Source organism: Pseudoalteromonas sp. S2893 (assembly GCF_005887105.1).
Taxonomy (GTDB): domain Bacteria; phylum Pseudomonadota; class Gammaproteobacteria; order Enterobacterales; family Alteromonadaceae; genus Pseudoalteromonas; species Pseudoalteromonas atlantica.
This window is the reverse complement of the sequence record NZ_PNCY01000001.1, coordinates 40,054-60,641: the sequence shown is the minus strand read 5'-3', so window position 1 is coordinate 60,641 and position 20,588 is coordinate 40,054. Positions and strand designations below refer to the sequence as shown.

The 20,588-nt window shown below is 41.5% G+C and carries 17 protein-coding genes, 1 tRNA gene and 1 other RNA gene; 3 read left to right on the top strand and 16 right to left on the bottom strand.

Translation table 11 applies throughout. The features are described from left to right. Window positions 1-43: 43 nt before the first annotated feature. The 7 genes from CWC04_RS00285 to rpsF form a co-directional block, all read right to left on the bottom strand. The gene (locus CWC04_RS00285) at window positions 44-982 is read right to left on the bottom strand and encodes a DUF4097 family beta strand repeat-containing protein (RefSeq protein WP_138684331.1); all 939 of its coding nucleotides are present in this window, start codon (window positions 980-982) and stop codon (window positions 44-46) included. A 9-nt stretch (window positions 983-991) separates the two neighbouring features. Then, entirely contained in the window at window positions 992-1,468 is a 477-nt protein-coding gene (locus CWC04_RS00280; protein ID WP_096740095.1) for a hypothetical protein, read from the bottom strand. Next, on the bottom strand, window positions 1,461-2,009 hold the full coding sequence (locus tag CWC04_RS00275) for an RNA polymerase sigma factor (RefSeq protein ID WP_138684330.1): 549 nt from the start codon (window positions 2,007-2,009) through the stop codon (window positions 1,461-1,463). Before CWC04_RS00275 ends, CWC04_RS00280 begins: the two co-directional genes overlap by 8 nt. Window positions 2,010-2,219: 210 nt before the next feature. Continuing rightward, entirely contained in the window at window positions 2,220-2,672 is a 453-nt protein-coding gene (gene rplI / locus CWC04_RS00270) for a 50S ribosomal protein L9 (protein ID WP_004588457.1), read from the bottom strand. Between the two features lie 35 nt (window positions 2,673-2,707). Continuing rightward, window positions 2,708-2,935: a 30S ribosomal protein S18 gene (rpsR, locus tag CWC04_RS00265; protein ID WP_002962753.1), complete on the bottom strand. Its 228-nt coding sequence runs from the start codon at window positions 2,933-2,935 to the stop codon at window positions 2,708-2,710. 12 nt (window positions 2,936-2,947) lie between these two features. Beyond that, the gene (gene priB, locus CWC04_RS00260; RefSeq protein WP_004588456.1) at window positions 2,948-3,265 is read right to left on the bottom strand and encodes a primosomal replication protein N; all 318 of its coding nucleotides are present in this window, start codon (window positions 3,263-3,265) and stop codon (window positions 2,948-2,950) included. Window positions 3,266-3,308: 43 nt separating this feature from the next. Continuing rightward, window positions 3,309-3,650, bottom strand: coding sequence for a 30S ribosomal protein S6 (rpsF, locus tag CWC04_RS00255; RefSeq protein WP_004588455.1), 342 nt, complete (start codon window positions 3,648-3,650; stop codon window positions 3,309-3,311). Window positions 3,651-4,018: 368 nt separating this feature from the next. Between rpsF and CWC04_RS00250 the strand changes: the two genes are divergently transcribed. Beyond that, window positions 4,019-5,218, top strand: a complete 1,200-nt coding sequence (locus CWC04_RS00250) for an alpha/beta hydrolase-fold protein (protein WP_138684329.1) — start codon at window positions 4,019-4,021, stop codon at window positions 5,216-5,218. 289 nt (window positions 5,219-5,507) lie between these two features. On the opposite strand, the gene CWC04_RS00245 is transcribed toward CWC04_RS00250, so the two are convergent. Genes CWC04_RS00245 through CWC04_RS00230 form a run of 4 tightly spaced genes read right to left on the bottom strand, consistent with a single transcriptional unit; the run spans window position 5,508 to window position 9,776 of the window. Then, entirely contained in the window at window positions 5,508-6,674 is a 1,167-nt protein-coding gene (locus CWC04_RS00245) for an FAD-dependent monooxygenase (RefSeq protein WP_126006025.1), read from the bottom strand. Then, entirely contained in the window at window positions 6,671-7,858 is a 1,188-nt protein-coding gene (ubiH, locus tag CWC04_RS00240; RefSeq protein WP_138684328.1) for a 2-octaprenyl-6-methoxyphenyl hydroxylase, read from the bottom strand. The genes CWC04_RS00245 and ubiH overlap by 4 nt, the downstream gene beginning before the upstream one ends. Before the next feature lie 15 nt (window positions 7,859-7,873). Next, window positions 7,874-9,196: a Xaa-Pro aminopeptidase gene (gene pepP, locus CWC04_RS00235; RefSeq protein WP_138684327.1), complete on the bottom strand. Its 1,323-nt coding sequence runs from the start codon at window positions 9,194-9,196 to the stop codon at window positions 7,874-7,876. Window positions 9,197-9,221: 25 nt separating this feature from the next. After that, window positions 9,222-9,776, bottom strand: coding sequence for a UPF0149 family protein (locus CWC04_RS00230; RefSeq protein ID WP_004589599.1), 555 nt, complete (start codon window positions 9,774-9,776; stop codon window positions 9,222-9,224). Between the two features lie 193 nt (window positions 9,777-9,969). Here CWC04_RS00230 and ssrS point away from each other — a divergent pair. Next, window positions 9,970-10,153, top strand: a non-coding RNA gene (gene ssrS, locus CWC04_RS00225) — 6S RNA. Between the two features lie 142 nt (window positions 10,154-10,295). Here ssrS and CWC04_RS00220 read toward each other — a convergent pair. The 5 genes from CWC04_RS00220 to CWC04_RS00200 form a co-directional block, all read right to left on the bottom strand. After that, window positions 10,296-13,379: an efflux RND transporter permease subunit gene (locus CWC04_RS00220; RefSeq protein ID WP_004589597.1), complete on the bottom strand. Its 3,084-nt coding sequence runs from the start codon at window positions 13,377-13,379 to the stop codon at window positions 10,296-10,298. Then, on the bottom strand, window positions 13,376-14,692 hold the full coding sequence (locus tag CWC04_RS00215; RefSeq protein WP_138684326.1) for an efflux RND transporter periplasmic adaptor subunit: 1,317 nt from the start codon (window positions 14,690-14,692) through the stop codon (window positions 13,376-13,378). Before CWC04_RS00215 ends, CWC04_RS00220 begins: the two co-directional genes overlap by 4 nt. Continuing rightward, a complete protein-coding gene (locus tag CWC04_RS00210; protein WP_138684325.1) occupies window positions 14,682-16,097 on the bottom strand; it encodes a TolC family protein in 1,416 nt (471 codons plus the stop codon). The genes CWC04_RS00215 and CWC04_RS00210 overlap by 11 nt, the downstream gene beginning before the upstream one ends. Window positions 16,098-16,319: 222 nt before the next feature. Then, on the bottom strand, window positions 16,320-16,952 hold the full coding sequence (locus tag CWC04_RS00205) for a putative quinol monooxygenase (protein WP_138684324.1): 633 nt from the start codon (window positions 16,950-16,952) through the stop codon (window positions 16,320-16,322). A gap of 409 nt (window positions 16,953-17,361) precedes the next feature. Continuing rightward, window positions 17,362-17,437: transfer RNA gene (locus CWC04_RS00200), tRNA-Phe, on the bottom strand. 338 nt (window positions 17,438-17,775) lie between these two features. Between CWC04_RS00200 and CWC04_RS00195 the strand changes: the two genes are divergently transcribed. Beyond that, window positions 17,776-20,550 carry a hybrid sensor histidine kinase/response regulator gene (locus CWC04_RS00195; RefSeq protein WP_064385646.1) on the top strand — a complete coding sequence of 925 codons (2,775 nt, stop codon included), beginning with the start codon at window positions 17,776-17,778 and terminating at the stop codon, window positions 20,548-20,550. Window positions 20,551-20,588 lie beyond the last annotated feature (38 nt).

Sequence of the window (20,588 nt, the reverse complement as noted above, 5' to 3'; positions counted from 1 at the left end):
GAAATCTTTTCCTGCTTTTTGTAATCATCAACGCTAATTAGCGTTATTTAGTTCGCAGCTCAATGCGCCCGCTTATAGTATCCATTTCAACACTTGCGCTGCCACCATTTGCGCTAAACTCTAAATCACTAGAAGGGCCGTATTTAGCTTTAGTCACTTTATCGCGGGTTACTTTATTAATAATTTTACCATTGGCATGAGCTTTAATCTCAAACTGAGCCGACACGCTTTGCGGGAAGTAAAAATCAGCATCACCACTTACCGACTCATAGCGAACATCAGCCCCTTTTAGCAGCTCGCTGATGTGTATTTCAGCTTCGCCGTTTACAGTATTAATACGTAAGCTTTTTATGCTCGATAATGTAAAATCGATATCGCCATTTACGTTTTCTAATCGTACGTCGTTTGCGGTTGTGCTTGATTTAATATCGCCATTTACGGCACTAAAACGCAGCTCTCCGCTTGATTGCTTATCGTTAATTTCACCGTTTACGGTTTCAAATTGAATATTGCCGCTTAAGTTCTGTGCGTTTACATCGCCATTTACGGTGCTTAATTTAACAGTGCCGCTAATGTCATCTACCGTAATTTCACCATTAACAACATCAACCTCAGCGCCTTTCTTAAGTGTTTTTGCAGTCACTGACACATTTACGCCAGCAAATTCTAAGCGACTGCTTTTTGGCATAAATACCGTTAAGTTAGAGCCATCTCCATTGTTACCCCATCCCAAATTGCGTGGCATTTTTACTATAAATTCGGTTTTATCGCCTGTCGTTTTAAGCTCAAACCCTTCTGCTTTGTCGTCAAGCTCGCCGGAGACTTTAAATTCGTTTTTATCCCAGCCGGTTATGTTTACATCGCCACGTTGGTTTTCAATAAAAATAGTGCCGCCGCTTGGTACCTCTATTTGCTTATCTATTTTTTCGCCCGCTAAAACGCTCAGTGGTAATAGGCTTAGCCCAAGTAAAATTGCTTTCATGTTATTCCCCTATATTTGCTGCCAACGCGGTGCATGCACCTTGTTAATTAAGTCGAGTTGTTGCTGGTAAACTTGCGCCAACATGGTCAGTAATGCCTGATTTTGTGGCTCGTTTTCAAGTGCCTGTTTAATTGCTTGCTCTGCTTCTTCAAGCTCTTGTAACTGTGCTTGCCAGTTATTGGTAAGTGCATCTTGGTTTTTGTACTGCACTAATAAACTTTGCTTTTGCGCTTTAAAATAATCGCTCATAGCAGCCACTTGGCTTGGCTCGTTATTGCTCATAAATATATTTATTGCTAATAACGCCGCTGCACTGCACGCAGCAATAGCGCTCAATTTAGGCCATAATGGCGCTTTAACAGCAGGTGGCTTAGCTGTCACTATGGCGTGCTCAATGCCCTGCCAAAGTGCTTTATTGGGCGCTATGTCTTTATTTAAATTGTTTAAAGACTCGTTTAAGTAGTCATCAAAATTTTGTTTACTCATACTCGTACCACTCTTGTAATAACTGCCTTGCACGATGATATTGCGACTTACTCGACCCCAATGCCATTCCCAATTGCTGGGCTATTTCTTCGTGGCGGTAGCCTTCAATAGCATATAAAACAAACACCATGCGGGCGCGCTCTGGTAGGCGAACAATTAATTTATCTAACCCGTTTAATCCCTTACAACTTTGCGCGCTTTGCTCATCCATACCGCTTTGTTCTATGCTCACAACTTTGTTTAACCAGCTTTTGTGCTTGCGTACATAACTAATCGCAATGTTGCTTGCTACGCTATATAGCCAAGTAGAAAATTGTGAGCGCCCGTCAAACTGCGCTATTTTATGCCACACCTGCACAAATACCTCTTGGGCGGCATCTTCAGCGTGCGCTTCATCGGCCAATAAGCGCAAACATAAACCGTAAACACGCTTTATATGCAGCTCATATAATGCCTTATAAGCATTTTGATCCCCCGCTTTAACACGCTCAATGAGTGCAAGGTCGCATAGGGGCGTGTGCTCGGGTTTTGTGTGTAACATCCGTGATGTCGCCTTTTAATTATTTTTATTTAAAAACGTGTATTAATGAGTGTATTGATTACTAAGACGCAAAGACAGACAAGAAAGGTTTAAACTAATAATAAAAATAGTTAAATAATTTTATATAGATCTATTAGATGGGTATTAAAGAGGAATTTTAGATACAAAAAAGCCGCGCTAAAAGCACGGCTTTTTGGGCTTAATTAAAAATTAAGCTTCAGCAATAACGATTACTTTAATAGTAGCTGTTACGTCTGAGTGTACTGCGATTGCAACGTCGAATTCGCCAGTTTCACGGATAGTACCGTGAGGTAAACGAACTTCTGATTTAGCAACTTCAACACCAACAGCTGAGATAGCGTCAGCGATGTCACGAGTACCGATTGAACCGAATAGCTTACCTTCGTCACCAGCTTTAGATACTAAAGTAACTTCTGCTAATGCTTCTAGTTTGTCAGCGCGTGCTTGTGCTGCAGTTAACTGTTCAGCGATTTTCGCTTCTAAGTCTGCGCGACGAGCATCAAACGTTTCAATGTTTGCTTTAGTTGCAGGAACTGCCTTACCTTGCGGGAAAAGGAAGTTACGTGCGAAGCCAGATTTAACAACAACCTGGTCACCTAGGCCACCTAGGTTAGCGATCTTATCTAGTAGAATAACTTGCATGTTTCTACACCTTTTAAAAACTGTTAATCCGCTGCTTACTTATGTAAGTCAGTGTATGGAAGAAGGGCTAAGTAGCGAGCACGCTTAATAGCAGTTGCTAGCTGGCGCTGGTATTTAGCGCTAGTACCTGTAATACGGCTAGGTACGATTTTGCCACTTTCTGTAACATAGTTTCTAAGAGTAGCTAGATCTTTGTAATCGATTTGTTGTACGCCTTCCGCTTTAAAGCGGCAGAACTTACGACGTCTGAAATAACGTGCCATGAGATTAATTCCTCAAATAATTCTTTCTATATGCTGAGCATGCAAAACCAATTGGCTAAGGCCGTTACGACCTTCGTGGCGATTTAAAAAACCACTCACTTGCAATGCCTGCCCAACGTGCAAATGTTGAGTCTGTTGTTGCATTTGCTTACCACTGGCAACAACCTGAAGCCTAACGTAACTATTACGGTTAAGATCTGCTTCGGTTTGCATCGATTTATGTTCTACAACAAAAATACAATGCGGTATGCCTGCAGGGCTTTGGCTAAACTTGGGTGTTTTACAAACAACCCCCGATATAACCAGCTGATTCATATATGGGCTAACCATTACACTAACTGCTGACTACGTGCCATGCTAGGACTCAAAACAATTAAGCAGCTGGTGCTTCTTTCTTCTCTTCTCTTGCAAGAGGAGACGCTTCAGTTACTGCATTTTTAGTACGCATAACTAAGTTACGAAGCACTGCATCGTTGTAGCGGAAAGTAGTTTCTAGCTCGCTGATTACTTCAGTAGGTGCTTCAACGTTCATAAGAACATAATGAGCTTTGTGAAGCTTGTTGATTGGGTAAGCCAGTTGACGACGGCCCCAGTCTTCAAGACGGTGGATAGTACCACCAGCTTCAGTGATAGAACCAGTATAACGTTCGATCATACCAGATACTTGCTCACTCTGATCAGGGTGAACCATGAATACGATTTCGTAATGACGCATGGATATTCCTTACGGTTAATAGAGCCTTCTACCGTTTCGGCCGGTCGGTTTAAGGCAAGGAATTAATAGTGTAAAAGCCGAAATGAGCGCGCATTTTACGCTTAGATGGATAATTAAGCAAGCAGGTTTTTTAAGCTTTGATAGATAAGTGTTAAAGCTATCAGGGGGATATTAATATGCGTTCACTTTATATCAACAAGCCGAATTACGATAAGTGCGTTGGGTTTGTGTGTAGACGTAAAGCTTGCTTGCGTAAAAAGCGCAGCTTTTAATTACTTACCCCCTCCATTTGCGCCTAAAATATAAACATTTACTCAAACCTAAAGCCGTGCAATTATTAAGCAACACATTATTTAATAAGGATATTTATGAAGCTCTTACTATCACTTGTATTTACACTTGCTTTTAGTACCTCTTTTTTAAGCCACGCAGACACTGCTACAACCGACATAACCGTTGGTAAAAAAATCATTTTACAATCAAAAATACTTAACGAAGACAGGCCTATCAGAATTTTCATACCTGACACTGTAAAAGACGATCAGCCGCTTTATGTTATTTATTTACTAGATGGTGTTGAGCACTTTCATACGGCGTCAGGTGTTATAAAATCCTTAGTTGATTACGAACAAATACCTAATGCCATGCTTGTTGGTATTGATACAACTAACCGCGTGCGTGATTACTTACCTAAAGTAGATGACGAGCCGAAAACTGAGTTTCAAACCTTTGTAAAAAATAAATGGCCTGATGCTGGGAAAACCGACAGCTTTTTAAAATTTGTGTCTGACGAGCTCATGCCCTACATAAATAGCAATTACTCAACTAACGGCTACAACACCTTAATTGGTCACTCTAATGCTGGTACATTAGCGCTTTACACTTTAGTTAATCAGCCTGAATTATTTAACAACTACATAGCTATAAGCCCAAATAGTTGGTGGAGTGACGAAGAGTTAAAAAATAATATTATTAAATACACTAAAAACCCTAAAGGCACTCAAGAGTTATTTATTAGTGTAGCGAGTGAAGGCGCACGTTTTTATACAGGCGCATTAAATACGTTAGTAAATTTAGAACAACAAATGCCCACACAGCTAAAATGGGAATATAAGCATTACCCTACTTTTACTCATATGGGCACTATACTGCCAGCCCTTAGCGATAGCCTAATTCACTTATTTAGTGACCTAATATTTAACGTGACTGACGAGCACGGAAAATTTGCCGATGTATCGCTTATTTCAAGTTACTACCAAGCACTGAGCGATAAGTACGGATTTGAGCTTAAAATTCCACAAGATGTGTACGTAGAGTTTGCCCACAGCCAGCAAAAGTTTGATAACACTAAAAAAGCGATAACTACACTTAAACACTTTACTCGTGATTACCCTAATGCTGCTTACTCCCACATGCGGTTATCGCAAGGGTACACGGCTGACGAACAGTTTAAAGAGGCTGTTACTAGCATGAAGCATGCACTAAAACTTGCTAAACAAAACTCGCGCGACCCACTGTTAATTGATGCACTACAAGATATGGTGAATGAAGCGCAAGCCAATTTGTAACTAATTTAACGCAAAGCGCTTTTTAACTAACGATAGTAATTACGCGCTACGCTCGTCGCGTCAGCAAGCTAAATGCCTACAGGTAAAATTAAGCTCAGTGTTAAACTTTGCATGTAGACGCAAAGCTTGCTCGCGTGAAAAGCGCAGTTTTTAATCTGTTTAAAGCCACTTAAAAACAAAAAACCGATGTTTAAACTAAACATCGGTTTTTCTTTACTGAAAGCTGATAGCTAAAAACTAACTACTTTACTTTATACGTTGGGTTTCGCTTCGCTCTTCCCAACCTACGTTATTTGCCTATCGCTTCTTTGGCGAATAGGTGTTTTATTGGGCCTAGGTTATCAACGAGTGATAGCCCGACTCCACGTATCAGCTTTTTAACCGGGTTGGCCCCTTCAAATAATTCTTTAAGCCCCTGCATCATGGCTATGTGCTTTTGCGCGTCGAGCTTACGGGTGCGCTCATAATCGCGAAGCGTGCGGGTACTCGCAAACTCTTTACTATCACTGGTCAGTAGCTCAATTAAATACGCGGCGTCTTTTAGGCCTAGGTTCATACCAAGCCCTGCAAGTGGGTGAATGGTGTGAGCTGCATCGCCCATTAATACCACTTTGCCGCTCACCCATTGCTGGGCGTAGCGCATTTTAAGTGGAAATGCTGCGCGTTTACTTTGCACTTCACACAGCCCACATTGGCCATCTATGGCTGCCATTACAGCTTTATTAAAAGTAGCGTCGTCCATTGCTAGCAATTCATCGCAATGATTAGGGCTGGTAGACCACACAATAGAATGGGTGTTGTCATCGCTAAGGGGTAAAAAAGCCAGTGGCCCAGTTGGTAAAAACACTTGGCGTGCGGTGTTTGCGTGTGGCTCTTTGGTTTTAACCGTAGCAACCAATGCATGATGGTCGTAATCTTTAAAGCTTAGCGCCATATTAAATTGTTTACGAATAGCCGAATTTGCGCCATCGGCCGCCACCAGCAGCTTAGCAATAATAGGCTCACCGCTTTTAAGGGTTATAAATACATCAGACTCACTTTGGTGTATTTGTTGATACTCAGTATCAAACATCAACGTGGCACTTGGTTGTTGCTCTAGCTCTTTTATAAGTGCAAAACGAATAATATCGTTTTCAACTATATGGCCTAAGTGATCAAGCTCAAGTTGCTCATTATTAAAGGTTATTTTACCAAAGCTGTCGGCATCGCGTACGTCCATATGCGTATATGCGCACGCTCGCTCTGCCATTATGTGTGGCCACACGTTTAATTGCTCAAACAGGTTTTGGCTTGCAATACTCAGCGCACTTACGCGCAAGGCGTATTCATCACTTGGCGGTAATTGCTTTGGCGCGGCGTCTAACACCACAACACTTACATTGGCTTTAGCGAGTCCTAACGCGAGGGTTAAGCCTACGCAGCCACCACCCACTATACAAACCTGTGCTTGCTTCATAAACGTGTACCTTGTTTAACTTGCCCCATTAGCTGCTTGGCCAACGGTGCTTTTAATACGGGAAATAAATCCATTGAGAAAAGCCCAATGCTGCGCCCAAGCGCTAATACCCGTGACGAGTTTGAAAAAAGCCTAACCAGTGCATCGGTTAAACTCATTACGGTATTTATATCGCTGCTACGCTTTAGTGAATACTCACGGGTAAACGCATAACAGCCTAACTCGTTTTTACTTGTTGCAATTAAATTACTAAGTACTTGTACATCACGCAGGCCTAAATTAAAGCCCTGCCCTGCAATAGGGTGAATAGCATGCGCAGCGTTACCAATGACTACTGTACGATGCGCCGTTAATGATTCAGCTTGGCCATAAACCAGCGGGTAGCTTGTGCGTGTGCCCACTTTTGTAAATTGCCCTGCTCGGTAACCAAATGCACTTTGTAGCGCATTTAAAAAGTCGCTTTCACTTAAAACGGTATGCTGCTCAACGTGCTGTTGTTTCATGCACCACACTAATGAGTAACGGTTATTGCTCATTGGTAAAAGTGCCATCGGGCCGTGCTCGGTAAAGCGCTCATACGCATGGTTGTTATGCCCGCCTGCTACTTCAACATTGGCTATAATAGCGCCTTGCTCATAGGGCTGAGTATTAAAGCCTAAACCAAGTAAGTTACGGGTTGGAGATTGCGCACCATCAGCAATAACCAGTAGTTTAGTATTGAGTTGCTCGCCGCTTTGTAAAGTAACCTCATTACTGTTTAGGCTTTGCTTAATAGCGCTTACGCTATCGGGGCAATAAAGTGCAATACTCGCTTGCGTTAAACGCTGATAAAGTGCGCGGCCAAACGGGTTTACCTCAACCACGTAACCTAATGACGGTTTAGCAAACTCGTCGCAACTAATATGTGCTTTACCAAAGTGACCACGATCCGACACGCTTACTTTTTTTATTGCTGCTGTGTATGGCGCACTTGGCTCAAATAAATTTAACTGCTGTAAATACTCAACCGACTGCTGTGCAAGAGCAATACTTCTGTCGTCAAAACTTGGGTGGTAATCGCCCGTTACTTGGTTTGCTTCTACTACAGCAATAGTGAGTGAAGGGTTTGTTTTAGCAATGCTTAGCGCACAACTTGCCCCTGCAAGCCCGCCCCCAATAACAACGACATCAAACTGCTTAGCCACTTTATTTCTCCAAGCTTATGCGCTTTTTGCACTTTGCATAAATGCTTCTATATCGTTTATGGTTTTAGGCACACTCAGGGTGAGGTTTTCATGCCCTGACTCAGTAATAAGTAAATTATCTTCGATACGAATACCAATGCCTTTATATTGCTGCGGTGCGTTTGAATCTTCACTAATGTAAAGCCCAGGCTCTATGGTTAAAACCATGCCTGGCTCAAATGCGCGCTCAACATTGTTTTGTTTGTAATCGCCTACATCGTGAACATCAAGGCCTAACCAGTGGCCAAGGCCGTGCATGTAATATTCTTTACAGGCACCTTTTGCCCTTAACTCATCAAAGTCGCCGGTTAAAATACCTAAATCAAGTAAACCTTGAGTCATTACTTCCATTGCACGTTTATTGGCATGCGACATAAACCCGCCGGGTTTAACTTCTTCAAAAGCCACTTCTTGGGCTTTAAGTACAATGTTATAAAGCGCGGCTTGAGGTTCGCTAAACTTGCCATTAACCGGAAAAGTACGCGTAATATCGGCAGCGTAACCTTGTAACTCACACCCTGAGTCAATTAATACTAGGTCGCCATCTTTTAGCACATCGCTATTTTGCGTGTAGTGCAAAATATTAGCGTTATCGCCACTGCCAACAATGGTGCCGTACGCTGGGTGCGGGGCTCCGTTCATTGCATAATGATGATGCAGCTCTGCCTCTAGCTGAAACTCAGTAGCACCAGGGTGCGAATAACGCATTGCGCGCATATGCCCACGGGCACTTATTTCGCAGCCTTCACGCATAATGTTTACTTCGCTTGGCGATTTAAACAAGCGCATTTCGTGAATAAGACCACGCACATCTTTTATCGTACTCGGTGCCTGATAGCCTTTTTTAGGCGCGCTGCGAAGTGTGTTTAACAAGGTAAATACTTTGGTATCAAAACTTGGGTAAGCGCCTTGTGCATAAAATAAAATCTGCTGACCGTTAACCAAATCTAATAATTGTTCAGTTAGCTCACTTAATGCGTAAGTTTCGTCGAATAAGTACTCATTTTTAGCTTTTTCGAAGCCAATTCTGCGGCCGTGCCAAATTTCGGCCAGTTTATCTTTATCAAGACAAAATAACGTACTTGGCGTATCGCTGTTATTACACAGCACTAAAACGGCATCGGGTTCGTTAAAGCCGGTTAAGTAAAAAAAGTCGCTGTCTTGTCTAAATGCATATTCCGTATCGCGGCTACGAGTTACTTCACTGGCCGCAGGAATAATGGCCACACTATTTGCATCCATTTTCGCAAGTAAACGCTCACGGCGTGCTTTAAATTCTGACTTTTGTATTTCAACCATGCTTTAACAACCCGTTTTATTTAGATTAATGTAGTGTTTTTTTAGGTGCTTTTTCTTTGCCAAGCTCGGCAAAACAAAGCAATGCCGATACACGTACATATTCAATCACTTCATGCAGGGCTTGGCTGTCTTCTTCGGTTTCGTCAAACATGGTATCCAGGCGTGTAATTTCGCTAAAATCGCTAATAACTTCTTTTACATCTGCCGATAACTTACCGTAATCTTTTTGCTTTAAACCAAATCCAAGCATAAACCCTGCAACCCATGATACGAGACCATTGGCTTGATCGATGAGTGTTTCATCATCGCTTGGTAAAAATAAATCGAACGCAAAAGCTTCATCGTTAAAACTTGCTACCACTTGCTTATAAATGGTGCCAAAAAACTGCTTTAGGTCGTTGCTAAACGCTTGGCCATCATTAAATACATCACTTAATAGGCCTAAGTATTCTTTGTCATCAATACTTAAACCACACGCTAGTAATCCACTAATTACGCCGTGCGCTTCTGCCGGTGAGACAAAAATTTCGTTTTTTTCTAAAAGCAGCTGGGCTTTTTGGTAATCTGGTAAGTCGCTCATGTTTATATCTTCGCTTTGCTAGTTAAGGCAATGCTACCACTCGATAAAAAGCAACTCCAATTAATTGTATGATCCTGCTCAAAAAGTAGCATGATAAGTAAATAGCGAGTTACCAGCGGGCGAAAAATGCTCGAACGGTTCAATTTTTTACGTTTGGGGTTTAAGGAATGGATTATGTCTTATATACTGAACTTGTTCCCTGGGGTGCCGGAGTTTGGTTAAGTCCCTGAGCCGATAAATTTTATACCAGGATTTCTGTTCGTCTACTATTGTGCAAGCTCGGCATGTACCGAGAAGCCTACGGTAGACCGCAGCTTTCCGCCCTGAAACCTTCTGGTTTCAGGACTGACGCCGGACACCGCACGCTTGGGGAACACTTTTCTTATTTTTCTGTTTTTGCATTTTTTGCTACTCCCCTGTTTTTAAATACCCTTTATTACCTTTATAAATTTTTAGCAAAAAAAAAGCTGCAATTGATATTAATCAACCACAGCTTAGTCCTAGAACACATTTCGTTATTTATCTAAACCAGCTTTGAAAACGCTCCATCAGCATATAGTTTACTGGCACTAATATAAGCGTAATAAACGTAGCAAACACAATACCAAAGCCAAGGCTTACTGCCATTGGAATTAAAAACTGTGCTTGTGTCGCCTTTTCAAATAGTAGCGGCATTAAACCAATAAAGGTGGTTAAACTTGTGAGCATTACTGGGCGAAAACGTGCAGCCCCTGCAAGTTTAACCGCATCAATAATTTTGCCGCCTTCACTGCGTTTTTTATTAATAAAGTCGACCAACACAAGTGAATCGTTAACCACCACACCAATAAGTGCCAACATACCAAGTAAGCTCATAATGGTTAACTCCATCCCCATAACCCAGTGCCCTATTACAGCGCCTATCATGCCAAACGGAATAACGCTCATTACAATAATTGGCTGCATGTAGGATTTAAGCGGTATCGCTAATAGTGAGTAAATAATAAAAAATACAAATAACAATGCCCAAGCAAGCGAGCCAAACGACTCTCTTTGCTCTTTAGCTTCACCTTCTAGCTTGTAATCAACACCTGGGTATTGCTGCATTAATTCATCTAAATACTCAGTTAGGTCGGCTTGCAGCGCGGTCATGTTGGTATTGCTTTTTTCTATGTCGGCAGTCACGTTAAGTGTGCGGTAGCGGTCTATTCGGTTAATCGTAGATGGGCTTTGCCCTGCAATTAATGTAGCTACATGCGAAAGTGGCACCGAGCCGCCCGTAGGCGTAGTAATAAGTATATTTTGTAAGTCGGCTACAGAGCGACGCTCTTCAATAGGTAGGCGTACCATAACGCGTACATCGTCACGCCCGCGTTGAATACGCTGCACCTGCGAGCCAAAAAACGAGTTACGAACTTGGTTTGCTACATCAACTCGGTTTAAGCCTAAAGCAAAACCTTGCTCGGTAAGCTCTATTTGCAACTCTTCTTTACCATCAGACATGCTATCGGCAATATCAAATACGGTTGGGTAAGTACTTAAGCGCGCTTTAACGCTTTCGGCAATTTTTTGTAACGTATCGAGCGATGTACCACTTAACTGCACATCTATAGGGTCTGAGCTGCGTCCTATTTCGGCCCTAAAGGTTACGCTTTCGGCGCCAGGAATAATCCCTATTAAATCGCGCCACTCACTTACCAGCTCACGTGACCCAATGTCTGAGTCGCGGCTCTCTGCAGGAGTTATTTCAAAGCGCACACTGCCTGAGTTAGACACGCCACCACGGCCACCGGTTGAGGCTAAAATATTTAATATAACGCTTTCGCCGGTATCTTCATCGCGGTATTTGTCTTGCAATAACTGCGCTTTTTGCGACATATCCATTACATATTTATTGGTAACTTCAAACGGCGTGCCTGTGGGCAAGGTTAATGTTACTCGTACGGTTTCGCTTGGGATACGCGGAAAAAATACAAACTTAGTCCAACCGCTGGTTATTAAAGTTAAAATTATAAAAAACACACCAACAAACAAACTCACCGTCGCTAATTTATAGCGCAATGCTTTAGCTAAAATAGGCTGATAGTATTTTAAAATAGCGCTTTCAAATCCGTCTGCAAAACGCTGCTGAAGTACTTCAAGCTTTGATGATTTTGTTTTTTGATTACGTAGTTTTATGTACTTTAAATGAGCTGGCAGCACAAACTTAGACTCAATTAATGAGAACAGTAATACAGGAATAACCACCACCGGAATTTGTGCAAACAAGGCACCCCGCGCGCCTTCAATAAACGCTAAAGGTAAAAAAGCCGCTACGGTTGTTAGTACCCCAAAGGTAACTGGTGTTGCTACTTCTTGCGTGCCTAAAATGGCAGCTTGTTCGCCCGACTCTGCGGTTTTTAAATGAGTATAAACGTTCTCCCCCGTTACTATGGCGTCATCCACCACAATACCCAGTACTAAAATAAAGCCAAATAAGCTCATTATATTAAGGGTTACACCAAAAATAGGCATCGCAATAAATGCGCCCATAAACGAAACAGGAATACCAATAAACACCCAAAATGCGATGGCTGGGCGTAAAAATAGGGTTAGCAAAGCCAGTACTAAAATGCCCCCTTGAAGGGCACTGCTGGTTAGCGTAGCAATACGGCTTTTTACAACTTGAGAGTCGTCATCCCAGTAACTTAATTCAAAACCTTGTGGTAAGGAGCTTTGCTTAGACTCTATGTAGTTTTTTACATCATCTGCGACATCTATCGCACTTTGCGGCCCTATGCGGTATACATCTATAAAGGCGGCTTGTTTACCATTAAAGCGTGTGCGTACTGGGGTCTCTTCAAAGTCATCATTAATGTTTGCTATATCACCTAAGCGTATTACTGTACCGTCGCTTTGATTTTTAACTACAATGTTTGCAAATTCATCTTTTCGGTAAGCTTGCCCTTTTGAGCTTATAAGTACATCGCCCCCTTCTGTTTTTAAATTACCAGCCGAAATATCAGAGCTCGACTTAGCCACAGCAGTGGATATTTGCGCAAGGGTTAAATTATATTGGCGAAGTGTATCTTGGCTTACTTCTATGGCGAGCTCGTAATCGCGTACACCACTTAGCTCAACCTGCGTTACATTCGGAAGGCGTAAAATATCGTCGCGAACTTGCTCGGCGTATTCTAAGGTTTCTTTTTCACCGTAATCGCTCGCTACGGTAACAGCTATTACTTCGCGTTTTCGCTCGGCAAGCGCCACAATGGGCTTTTCAGCATCGGCCGGAAAAGTGTTTATAGCATCTACACGGCTTTTTATATCGGCTAATAACTCGCGCGGGTCGTAGCCACTTTCTACTTCTATGGTTACCGACGCAGAGCCCTCAGATGAGCGGCTAGATATTTGCTCTATACCTTCTAAATCTTGAACGGCTTCTTCTATTCGAATGGTAACCCCTTGCTCTACATCCTCTGGGGTTGAGCCGCGCAAAGTAACGCTTACACTTATGCGATCTGTTTCAAACGATGGAAACACCTCAAGCGGTATTTGACTCGATAAACTAAATAAACCCGATAGCAGTAACGTAATAAGCAATAAATTGGCTGCTACATGGTTTTTTGTAAACCAAGCGATCATGGCTTATCTCCTTGTGCAGCGCGGCGTTTTTGTATTAGCTCTTCAACACTAATTCCCATTTCTTGCGCTTTTTTTTCTAGCTGCTCACGCGATGGACGCTTACCTTTGCCTGCGCCATTTGGGCCTTTTGCTCGCATATTTTGCGTATCGGTTTCGCCTAAAATGCTTACTGCTGTGCCTGAACTTACTTGCCCAAGCGGTGTAATTACTAACTTATCGCCTGCATTAAGGCCTGTTTTTACCATAGCTTGTGTAGCATTTTGCCATGCAAGCGTAATGTTTTTACGCTTTAACAGCCCCTCTTCAACCACATACACGTAGCTGCCTTGATAAATAGTACTATTAGGGATTATTAACGCATCAGGCACTGTTTTACCGCTAATTTGCGCAGTGATGTATTGCCCAATTTTAATTGGGTATTGGTTATTAGCCGTGGCTTTGTAAGGGTCATTTATTTGCGCAACAATATACAATTGCTGTGCACCTTCATCGATAGCGCCTTCAGTGCGTATTATTTGCCCTTGCCATGTTTGCTCGCCCACTAAGTCAGATTTAAACTTAACGAGTGAGCCGGCTTGGTTTTTACTGCCATCTCTGTATTGCTCTGGCAAACTAATATACGAGAGGTCTTTATTTTTAATTGGTAAGCGCACTTCAACGCTGTCTATGGCATAAATAGTTGCAAGTTCTGTGTTTTCGCTTACCACTTGGCCAAGGTCTACATTACGACTAAGCACACGCCCAGCGTAAGGCGCAGTAATTTGGGTGCGCTCTAAATCAAGCTGTGCTTTTTCAAGTGCGGCTTGTGCTGAAAGTACTTGTGCTTGTGCAGCCGCTAGTTGGGGCTCGCGAAGTACTAAGCTGCTCGCTTGCGATGATCCACCTAAACGCTTCCAATCAGTAATTGCTTGTTGGCCGCGGGCTTTTTCTTCTAACAAACTTTGCTCTGCAGTAAGTAATGCTGCCTGCGCCGATTTGACCTCAGCCTGATGATCTCTATCATCTAGCTGTAGCAGTACATCGCCTTTTTCAAAAAAACCACCCTCTCTAAAATCATCACTTACTTTATTAATTTGCCCAGATGCTTGAGCAACTAACAAACTTTGAGTACGCGGCTTTACCGTGCCATAGCTATCAATAAAAATTAAGTAATCTTGTGGCTCAATCTTTCTTACCGATACGCTCACCGTGGCTTTAGGAGGTGAGCCAAAACGTTTTGCTTCAGGTGGATTACCCTTAATAAACATAACAATTAAAATGGTGGCCACCACCACTACGGCTGGGATTAAAAGTTTTGCTGATTTAGTTTTCATCGTTATTGCTCTTAGGTTCGCTTGTTGGGGCGTTAAAATCGCCGCCAAGGGCAACGTATAGGTTTATTCGGTTAGCAATTAGCTGGTTTTTTGTTTCAATGAGTGAGCTTTGCGCATCAAAAGAGCGCGACTGGGCATCAAGCACAGTAGTGTAAGTTACTAAGCCGCTTTGGTACTGCTCAAACGAGAGTTGCTCTGCTGCAAGGGCGTTTTCTTGTGCCTCTAACGTGCTTTTATAACTGGCTTGCAAGGATTGCTGCTGAGTAATTGCGTTTTCAACATCGCTGAATGCATCGTACAAGGTATCTAAATATACTTGCTCTTGTTTTTGTGCATTTAAGCGTGCTATTTCTTCATTTGCTTTTAGCTGGCCACCATTGAATATTGGCGCAGAAATACTGCCTAATAAAGACCACGCTAAGCTTGATGGCGAGAATAAATCGCTCACTCTATCGGTGCTATCACTCACGCTTGCTGATAAGTTTAAACTAGGGAAACGCTGTTTATGTGCATAGGCTAGGCCTGCATCGCTTGCTAATAACTGGTACCAGCTTGCGCGCAATTGAGGCTTGCGTGTAATTAGCTCAGAGGGAATACCGGTATTAATTGGCGAAAGAAAAACAGGCAGTTCAACCTCTGCTGATATATCGCCTTTGGGGTAGCCGCCTAATAAGCGCTCTAAAGAACGCGACGCGCTTACAAGCGTGGCTTGTTGATTAGCAATACGCGTACGCTCGTTATTAAGCTCATTACGGGCTAAATATACATCGAGTGCTTCATTAATACCTTGGCGGTAGCCTGATTCAATAATATCTAAGTTTTGCTGTGCGTTTTCTTCTCGGCGTTTATATAAATCGAGTAACTGCTGGGCGGTTACTAAATCAAACCAGCCGGTGACAACATCGGCCACCAATTGCTGCTTAGCTTGCTCAAAACTAGCTTGTTGCGCTAAGTAGTTTAGGTTGGCTTGGCGTTTAGCATCAGATAACTTACCCCACACATCTACTTCATAGCTTAGCTCTAGCGTGACAGAGCTGGCATTATCATAACTTACAGGTCTATTGTCTTTACTGCGCCTAGTTTGCGCAGATAAATCAAGATCGGGCCAAAGCGCAGAGCCTGAAATTATTAATTGCTGCTTTTGTATTTGTACATCGTAGGCACTTTGCAGCAAAGCCTGATTATTATTAAGTGCTTTACTAACAAGGTTTTCAATGTAAGGGTTTTCTAAGGTTTGCAGCCATTGCTGATCTACTGCAAGTGTATTTTGTGCTAAACCATGTTGCCATGTCGCTGCAATGTCGCTGGGTGCTTGCTCGCGCTGCTGAGGGTTTAGCGTACCCGCACAGCCGCTCAACAATACCAAGCTAAGAGCCAATAAAGTTGGCTTAGTTTGCCAAATCATAGTTAACCTAAATTACTGCCATTTATGAATGTAATTCAAGCACTTTGGCAAATTTTGCTCAACTTACTTTACATAACATTACATACGTTGCGATGAATTAACATAATAGTCAGTTATTATAAAAACCGGCAGGGAATTTGGAGGGTATTTATACAAAAAAGCAAATAGCGTGTAATACACTATTTGCTAAACGGGATAAGTAATATTGTTAAACACAAGCCTTTAAATTTCTTTAACGAAGCTCATATATTGCTGCATATCGCCAACAACTGCTTGCGCTAATAATTCGCTTGTTTTTACTGCGTACGGCTGCTTAAAGTGAATATCCCACAACGCAGATTCACTGCGCCAATGTTCATAAACAACTAATGTATCGTCGTTATTTTCAATACTATACAAATCAAACACTAAGTTACCAGGCTCTTGGCTGCGCGTTTGCGTTACATGAGTTGCGAAACGCTCAATGACTTTATTTTTAAAACTTGGCTTAATCTTAAAAATAAAAAACACAATACATATATCATCTTCAGGGTTAACAACTTTTGTATTACGCTCATGCAGCGGAGCTGGCACTGTATTTTCTAATAACATGACCTGTGGCGCCGATTGGCTGATTTCAGGCCACGCATTTAATAACGTTTGTGTGTAATCTTGTGCGCCATGGTAATCAACTGCATTTTGATCTTCAAAACGCTCATAAGCAAAAAAGACGCCTGGCTCGTTTTTATCCTGATATAAACGCATCTCTATAAGACCTGTTTCGGCTTTAGCGCCTTGCTTGTCTTCTTCTAGTAGCGCTTTAAATTGTGCGATGTGCTCGTCTTTAATTTCAAACTTAACAATTTGCGTGATCATAATTAGCTCCAGCTTTAAATTACTTATACCAATACGCTTAATTAAGTGATCTATTTTGAGGCTTGAAAATCATGTTGATAGCTAGGCAAAAAACTCGCTATTCAGTTGTTCTAAGTAGGAATTTTTAACGCCGGTAGCGACACGTTTAGCCCCGCAAAATGATTAAATATTATTACGGATTGGCATTATTAGGGCTAAAGGTACACTGCACTTTATTACTTAAATCAATCATATTGAGTGAGTAAATGGAGTGAGTAATAACAGCACCTAACCTTTTGATGAGGTAATTATGCGCATGCAAACAAGGGAGAAAAAGAGAGGATATACCCAATTAATATGGACTGTTTTGTCCATAATAAATTTAAAGCAAAAAAAAGCCCTGCATGTGTATGCAGGGCTTTAATATAAATGGTGCCTCGACCCGGAATCGAACCAGGGACACGAGGATTTTCAATCCTCTGCTCTACCAACTGAGCTATCGAGGCACTTTCACAGTGCTAATTAAAAATCATAAATGATTTTTAATGCAATTCCCACTCAGCGCTATCGACTGAGCCATCTGTGCGTGCGGCGTATTAAACGAGTTTTGCCCTTACAAGTCAACTTTTTTTTTACTCTTTATAACTGTTTGAACGGTTTTCACACAACAAAGCGAGTTTTTATAGACTAATGTTTATTTATCCAACAAAAGCTCACAAAAAACCTTAATTTAATCAATTAAACCAGACTAAAAACGTAGTGAATTATTTTACGTAAATGATACGATTACTGTGAAAATACGATAAGGGCTTATCGTACAAACAAATACCAATGGGAACAATCAATGCAGAGTAAATTCTCTTCGCCGGTGAAAGGCTTACTGCCGCTTTTTTTAATAATTAATATTGCAGTAACAGCGCTTGCTATTGTTGCCTTTGCGTTTTACTCGCAAAACACACAACCTGCACCAGCAGCCAAACAAAAAGTAAGTATTACGCAGCTAGCACAACAACTTGATTTACCAATGGTAGATGCACTTACTATGTATGGGCAAGGCAAGGTTCGCCAGCTACTTGAGCTTACTTCAGTATTAGATGATGAGTTTGAATATACGCTCTATCGCTTTAATGCCACCTCAGAAACCCAACTTGTATATAGCAGCACTAAACCCGCTATCGAGTCTAAAAAAGTAAATGAGCATTTAACTGAGCAAGGTGTATTGCACCATATATTGCTTTTGAACGACCAGCCTATTGGTGAGCTAATAATAAAACAGCAGTTACCAGCACCGCCTTTAACGCAGCAAGACTCGCAAGTAATAGCCTATATTATTGCAATTGTAAGCGTGTTTGCCTTATTTGCATTAGCTCTACTATTTAATACCTATATAAATACTCGCTTACGTAAAAGTAGCCATTTGTTAAATGAAGAACTTCAAGCGATTACCGAAAATGGCAATTACGACAGTAAAGTAAGTGAAAAACTAGACTTAGGCTTATCTGGCGTGGCTAAAAACATAAACTTGCTACTAGATAAAGTTAACTCGGTAATGTCTGAAAAAGAGGCTGCGCAAAAAGAGCTTCAAAAATTACAAACTGGCCTTGAGAGCGAAGTACAACAAAGAACAATTGCATTAGAGCAAGCGACATTAAAAGCACAACGCGCTAGCGAAACTAAAACGACCTTTTTAGCCACTATGAGCCATGAAATTCGCACGCCTATGAACGGCGTTATTGGCACTATAGATTTATTAAGACAAACAGAGCTTGATGGCGCGCAGCATCGTTTAAGTACTATTATCCGTGAGTCAGCGTTTTCACTATTAAGTATTTTGGATGATATTTTAGACTTCTCTAAAATTGAAGCGGGTAAGCTAAATATTGACCCTACGCCTTTTTCAGTTACTGATACGATTGAAGAAGTGGCTCGCGTGCTTTCATCTGTTGCTAAAAAGCGCAAATTAGATTTAGAGCTTTCTATTGCGCCAGATATTCCAACTAATTTAACTGGCGATACAATACGGGTTCGCCAAGTACTGTATAACCTTTGTAGTAATGCAATTAAGTTCACCAGTACTGATGACAAACGCCAAGGGCACGTAAAAATATCGGTAGAAGTGGCCCATAATACGGCGGATCATTTTACGCTGCGTTTTTGCGTAACCGATAATGGCAAGGGCATGACCCAAGCGCAACTGCGAGAAATATTTAACCCGTTTGTGCAAGCTGAAAACTCAATTACCCGTGAATACGGCGGCACTGGTTTAGGGCTATCTATTTGTAAAAGTTTAACCGAGCTTATGCTCGGTACTATTAATGTAACTAGCCATGCAGGCATTGGTAGCGAATTTACCGTTGAGCTTCCATTTGGTACCTCAGGAAAAATTAAGTACGCACATAAAAATGCGCTCAATGGCAAACATGTAGTGGTAGTGAGTAATCATTTAGAGCGCGAAAAAGCAATGTACCGCTATTTATCATTTATGGGCGCTAAAATTACCTACGTGCACAACCAGCAAGAAATAGAAGCTCAACAAGAGCAGCACGACATTATATGGGTTGTCGATGGCATAGATGATATGGAAAAAGTTAACTCTTTACTGCGTCGTCTTATTTACTCACTTGAAGATAATAATCAACAAGTAGTGGTATTAAGTAAGCTTGATGAAGCCGCTATAAACCATAAAAATGTATTTTATATTAATGCCTCACCGCTGTGTAAATCTAACTTTATGATGTCGATATTGGTAGCAGCAGGCTTGCATCAACCTAAACAAATTAAAAAAACAAAAACACTCAACAATTATTTAAATGTTGAACAAGCACGCGATGCCAATAAACTCATTTTATTAGTAGAAGATAACCTACTAAACCAGCAAGTTTTAACCGACCAGCTGCATATACTAGGCTATGGCGTTGAAGTAGCAAATAACGGTGAAGAAGGTTTAGATATGTGGCGTCAAAACAATTACTCGCTCATATTAACCGACTTACATATGCCAAAAATGTCAGGTTACGATATGGTTGAAAAAATTCGTGATGAAGCCGAGTTGTTAGATTCTATAGACGCTCAGCCTTATATTATTGCGGTTACTGCCAATGCGCTCAAAGGTGAAAAGGAGCGTTGCCTGGCGGTAGGTATTAATGACTTTATTACTAAGCCTATAGAGCTTAATGCCTTAGAAGATACCTTAAAGCGTTGGTATGATAAGCATAATAAAGACCAAACTGTTGTTATTCATCAAAAGCCTGCCATGCCTATTAATATGGACGCGGTATCTACTTATGTAAACGGCGACGAAGCCAAACAATTACGCTTTTTCAAAATGTTTTTAGAGCAAAGCCAAAGCCTAATTAAAAGCATTAATTCCGGCGTTATGGTTAATGACAGAGACGAGATCAGCAGTGCTTGTCATCAGCTCAAGGCTATCTCTAAAACTATTGGTGCTGAGGCCGTTGCGCAATGTGCAGAAGAGTTTGAAGAGAAGTGTCGAAATGCAGAGCTTGATACTGATGAGCTAATAGCGCAAAGAGATACCCTTGAAATTGAATACTCTAAAGCCGCACAGTTTTTAAAAGAGCAAGTGCGCTCAGCGAATACTGATGAAGAAACGCTATAAAATATAGCTATAAAAAAAGGGCTATACAGCCCTTTTTT

Bases quoted from the DNA above. Each gene is read 5' to 3' on its own strand.
- CWC04_RS00280 (WP_096740095.1), bottom strand. From the start codon at position 1,468: ATGAGTAAACAAAATTTTGATGACTACTTAAACGAGTCTTTAAACAAT.
- CWC04_RS00205 (WP_138684324.1), bottom strand. From the start codon at position 16,952: ATGATCACGCAAATTGTTAAGTTTGAAATTAAAGACGAGCACATCGCA.
- CWC04_RS00285 (WP_138684331.1), bottom strand. From the start codon at position 982: ATGAAAGCAATTTTACTTGGGCTAAGCCTATTACCACTGAGCGTTTTA.
- rpsF (WP_004588455.1), bottom strand. From the start codon at position 3,650: ATGCGTCATTACGAAATCGTATTCATGGTTCACCCTGATCAGAGTGAG.
- CWC04_RS00220 (WP_004589597.1), bottom strand. From the start codon at position 13,379: ATGATCGCTTGGTTTACAAAAAACCATGTAGCAGCCAATTTATTGCTT.
- priB (WP_004588456.1), bottom strand. From the start codon at position 3,265: ATGGTTAGCCCATATATGAATCAGCTGGTTATATCGGGGGTTGTTTGT.
- rplI (WP_004588457.1), bottom strand. From the start codon at position 2,672: ATGCAAGTTATTCTACTAGATAAGATCGCTAACCTAGGTGGCCTAGGT.
- pepP (WP_138684327.1), bottom strand. From the start codon at position 9,196: ATGGTTGAAATACAAAAGTCAGAATTTAAAGCACGCCGTGAGCGTTTA.
- CWC04_RS00250 (WP_138684329.1), top strand. From the start codon at position 4,019: ATGAAGCTCTTACTATCACTTGTATTTACACTTGCTTTTAGTACCTCT.
- CWC04_RS00230 (WP_004589599.1), bottom strand. From the start codon at position 9,776: ATGAGCGACTTACCAGATTACCAAAAAGCCCAGCTGCTTTTAGAAAAA.
- rpsR (WP_002962753.1), bottom strand. From the start codon at position 2,935: ATGGCACGTTATTTCAGACGTCGTAAGTTCTGCCGCTTTAAAGCGGAA.
- CWC04_RS00210 (WP_138684325.1), bottom strand. From the start codon at position 16,097: ATGATTTGGCAAACTAAGCCAACTTTATTGGCTCTTAGCTTGGTATTG.
- CWC04_RS00245 (WP_126006025.1), bottom strand. From the start codon at position 6,674: ATGAAGCAAGCACAGGTTTGTATAGTGGGTGGTGGCTGCGTAGGCTTA.
- CWC04_RS00215 (WP_138684326.1), bottom strand. From the start codon at position 14,692: ATGAAAACTAAATCAGCAAAACTTTTAATCCCAGCCGTAGTGGTGGTG.
- CWC04_RS00275 (WP_138684330.1), bottom strand. From the start codon at position 2,009: ATGTTACACACAAAACCCGAGCACACGCCCCTATGCGACCTTGCACTC.
- CWC04_RS00195 (WP_064385646.1), top strand. From the start codon at position 17,776: ATGCAGAGTAAATTCTCTTCGCCGGTGAAAGGCTTACTGCCGCTTTTT.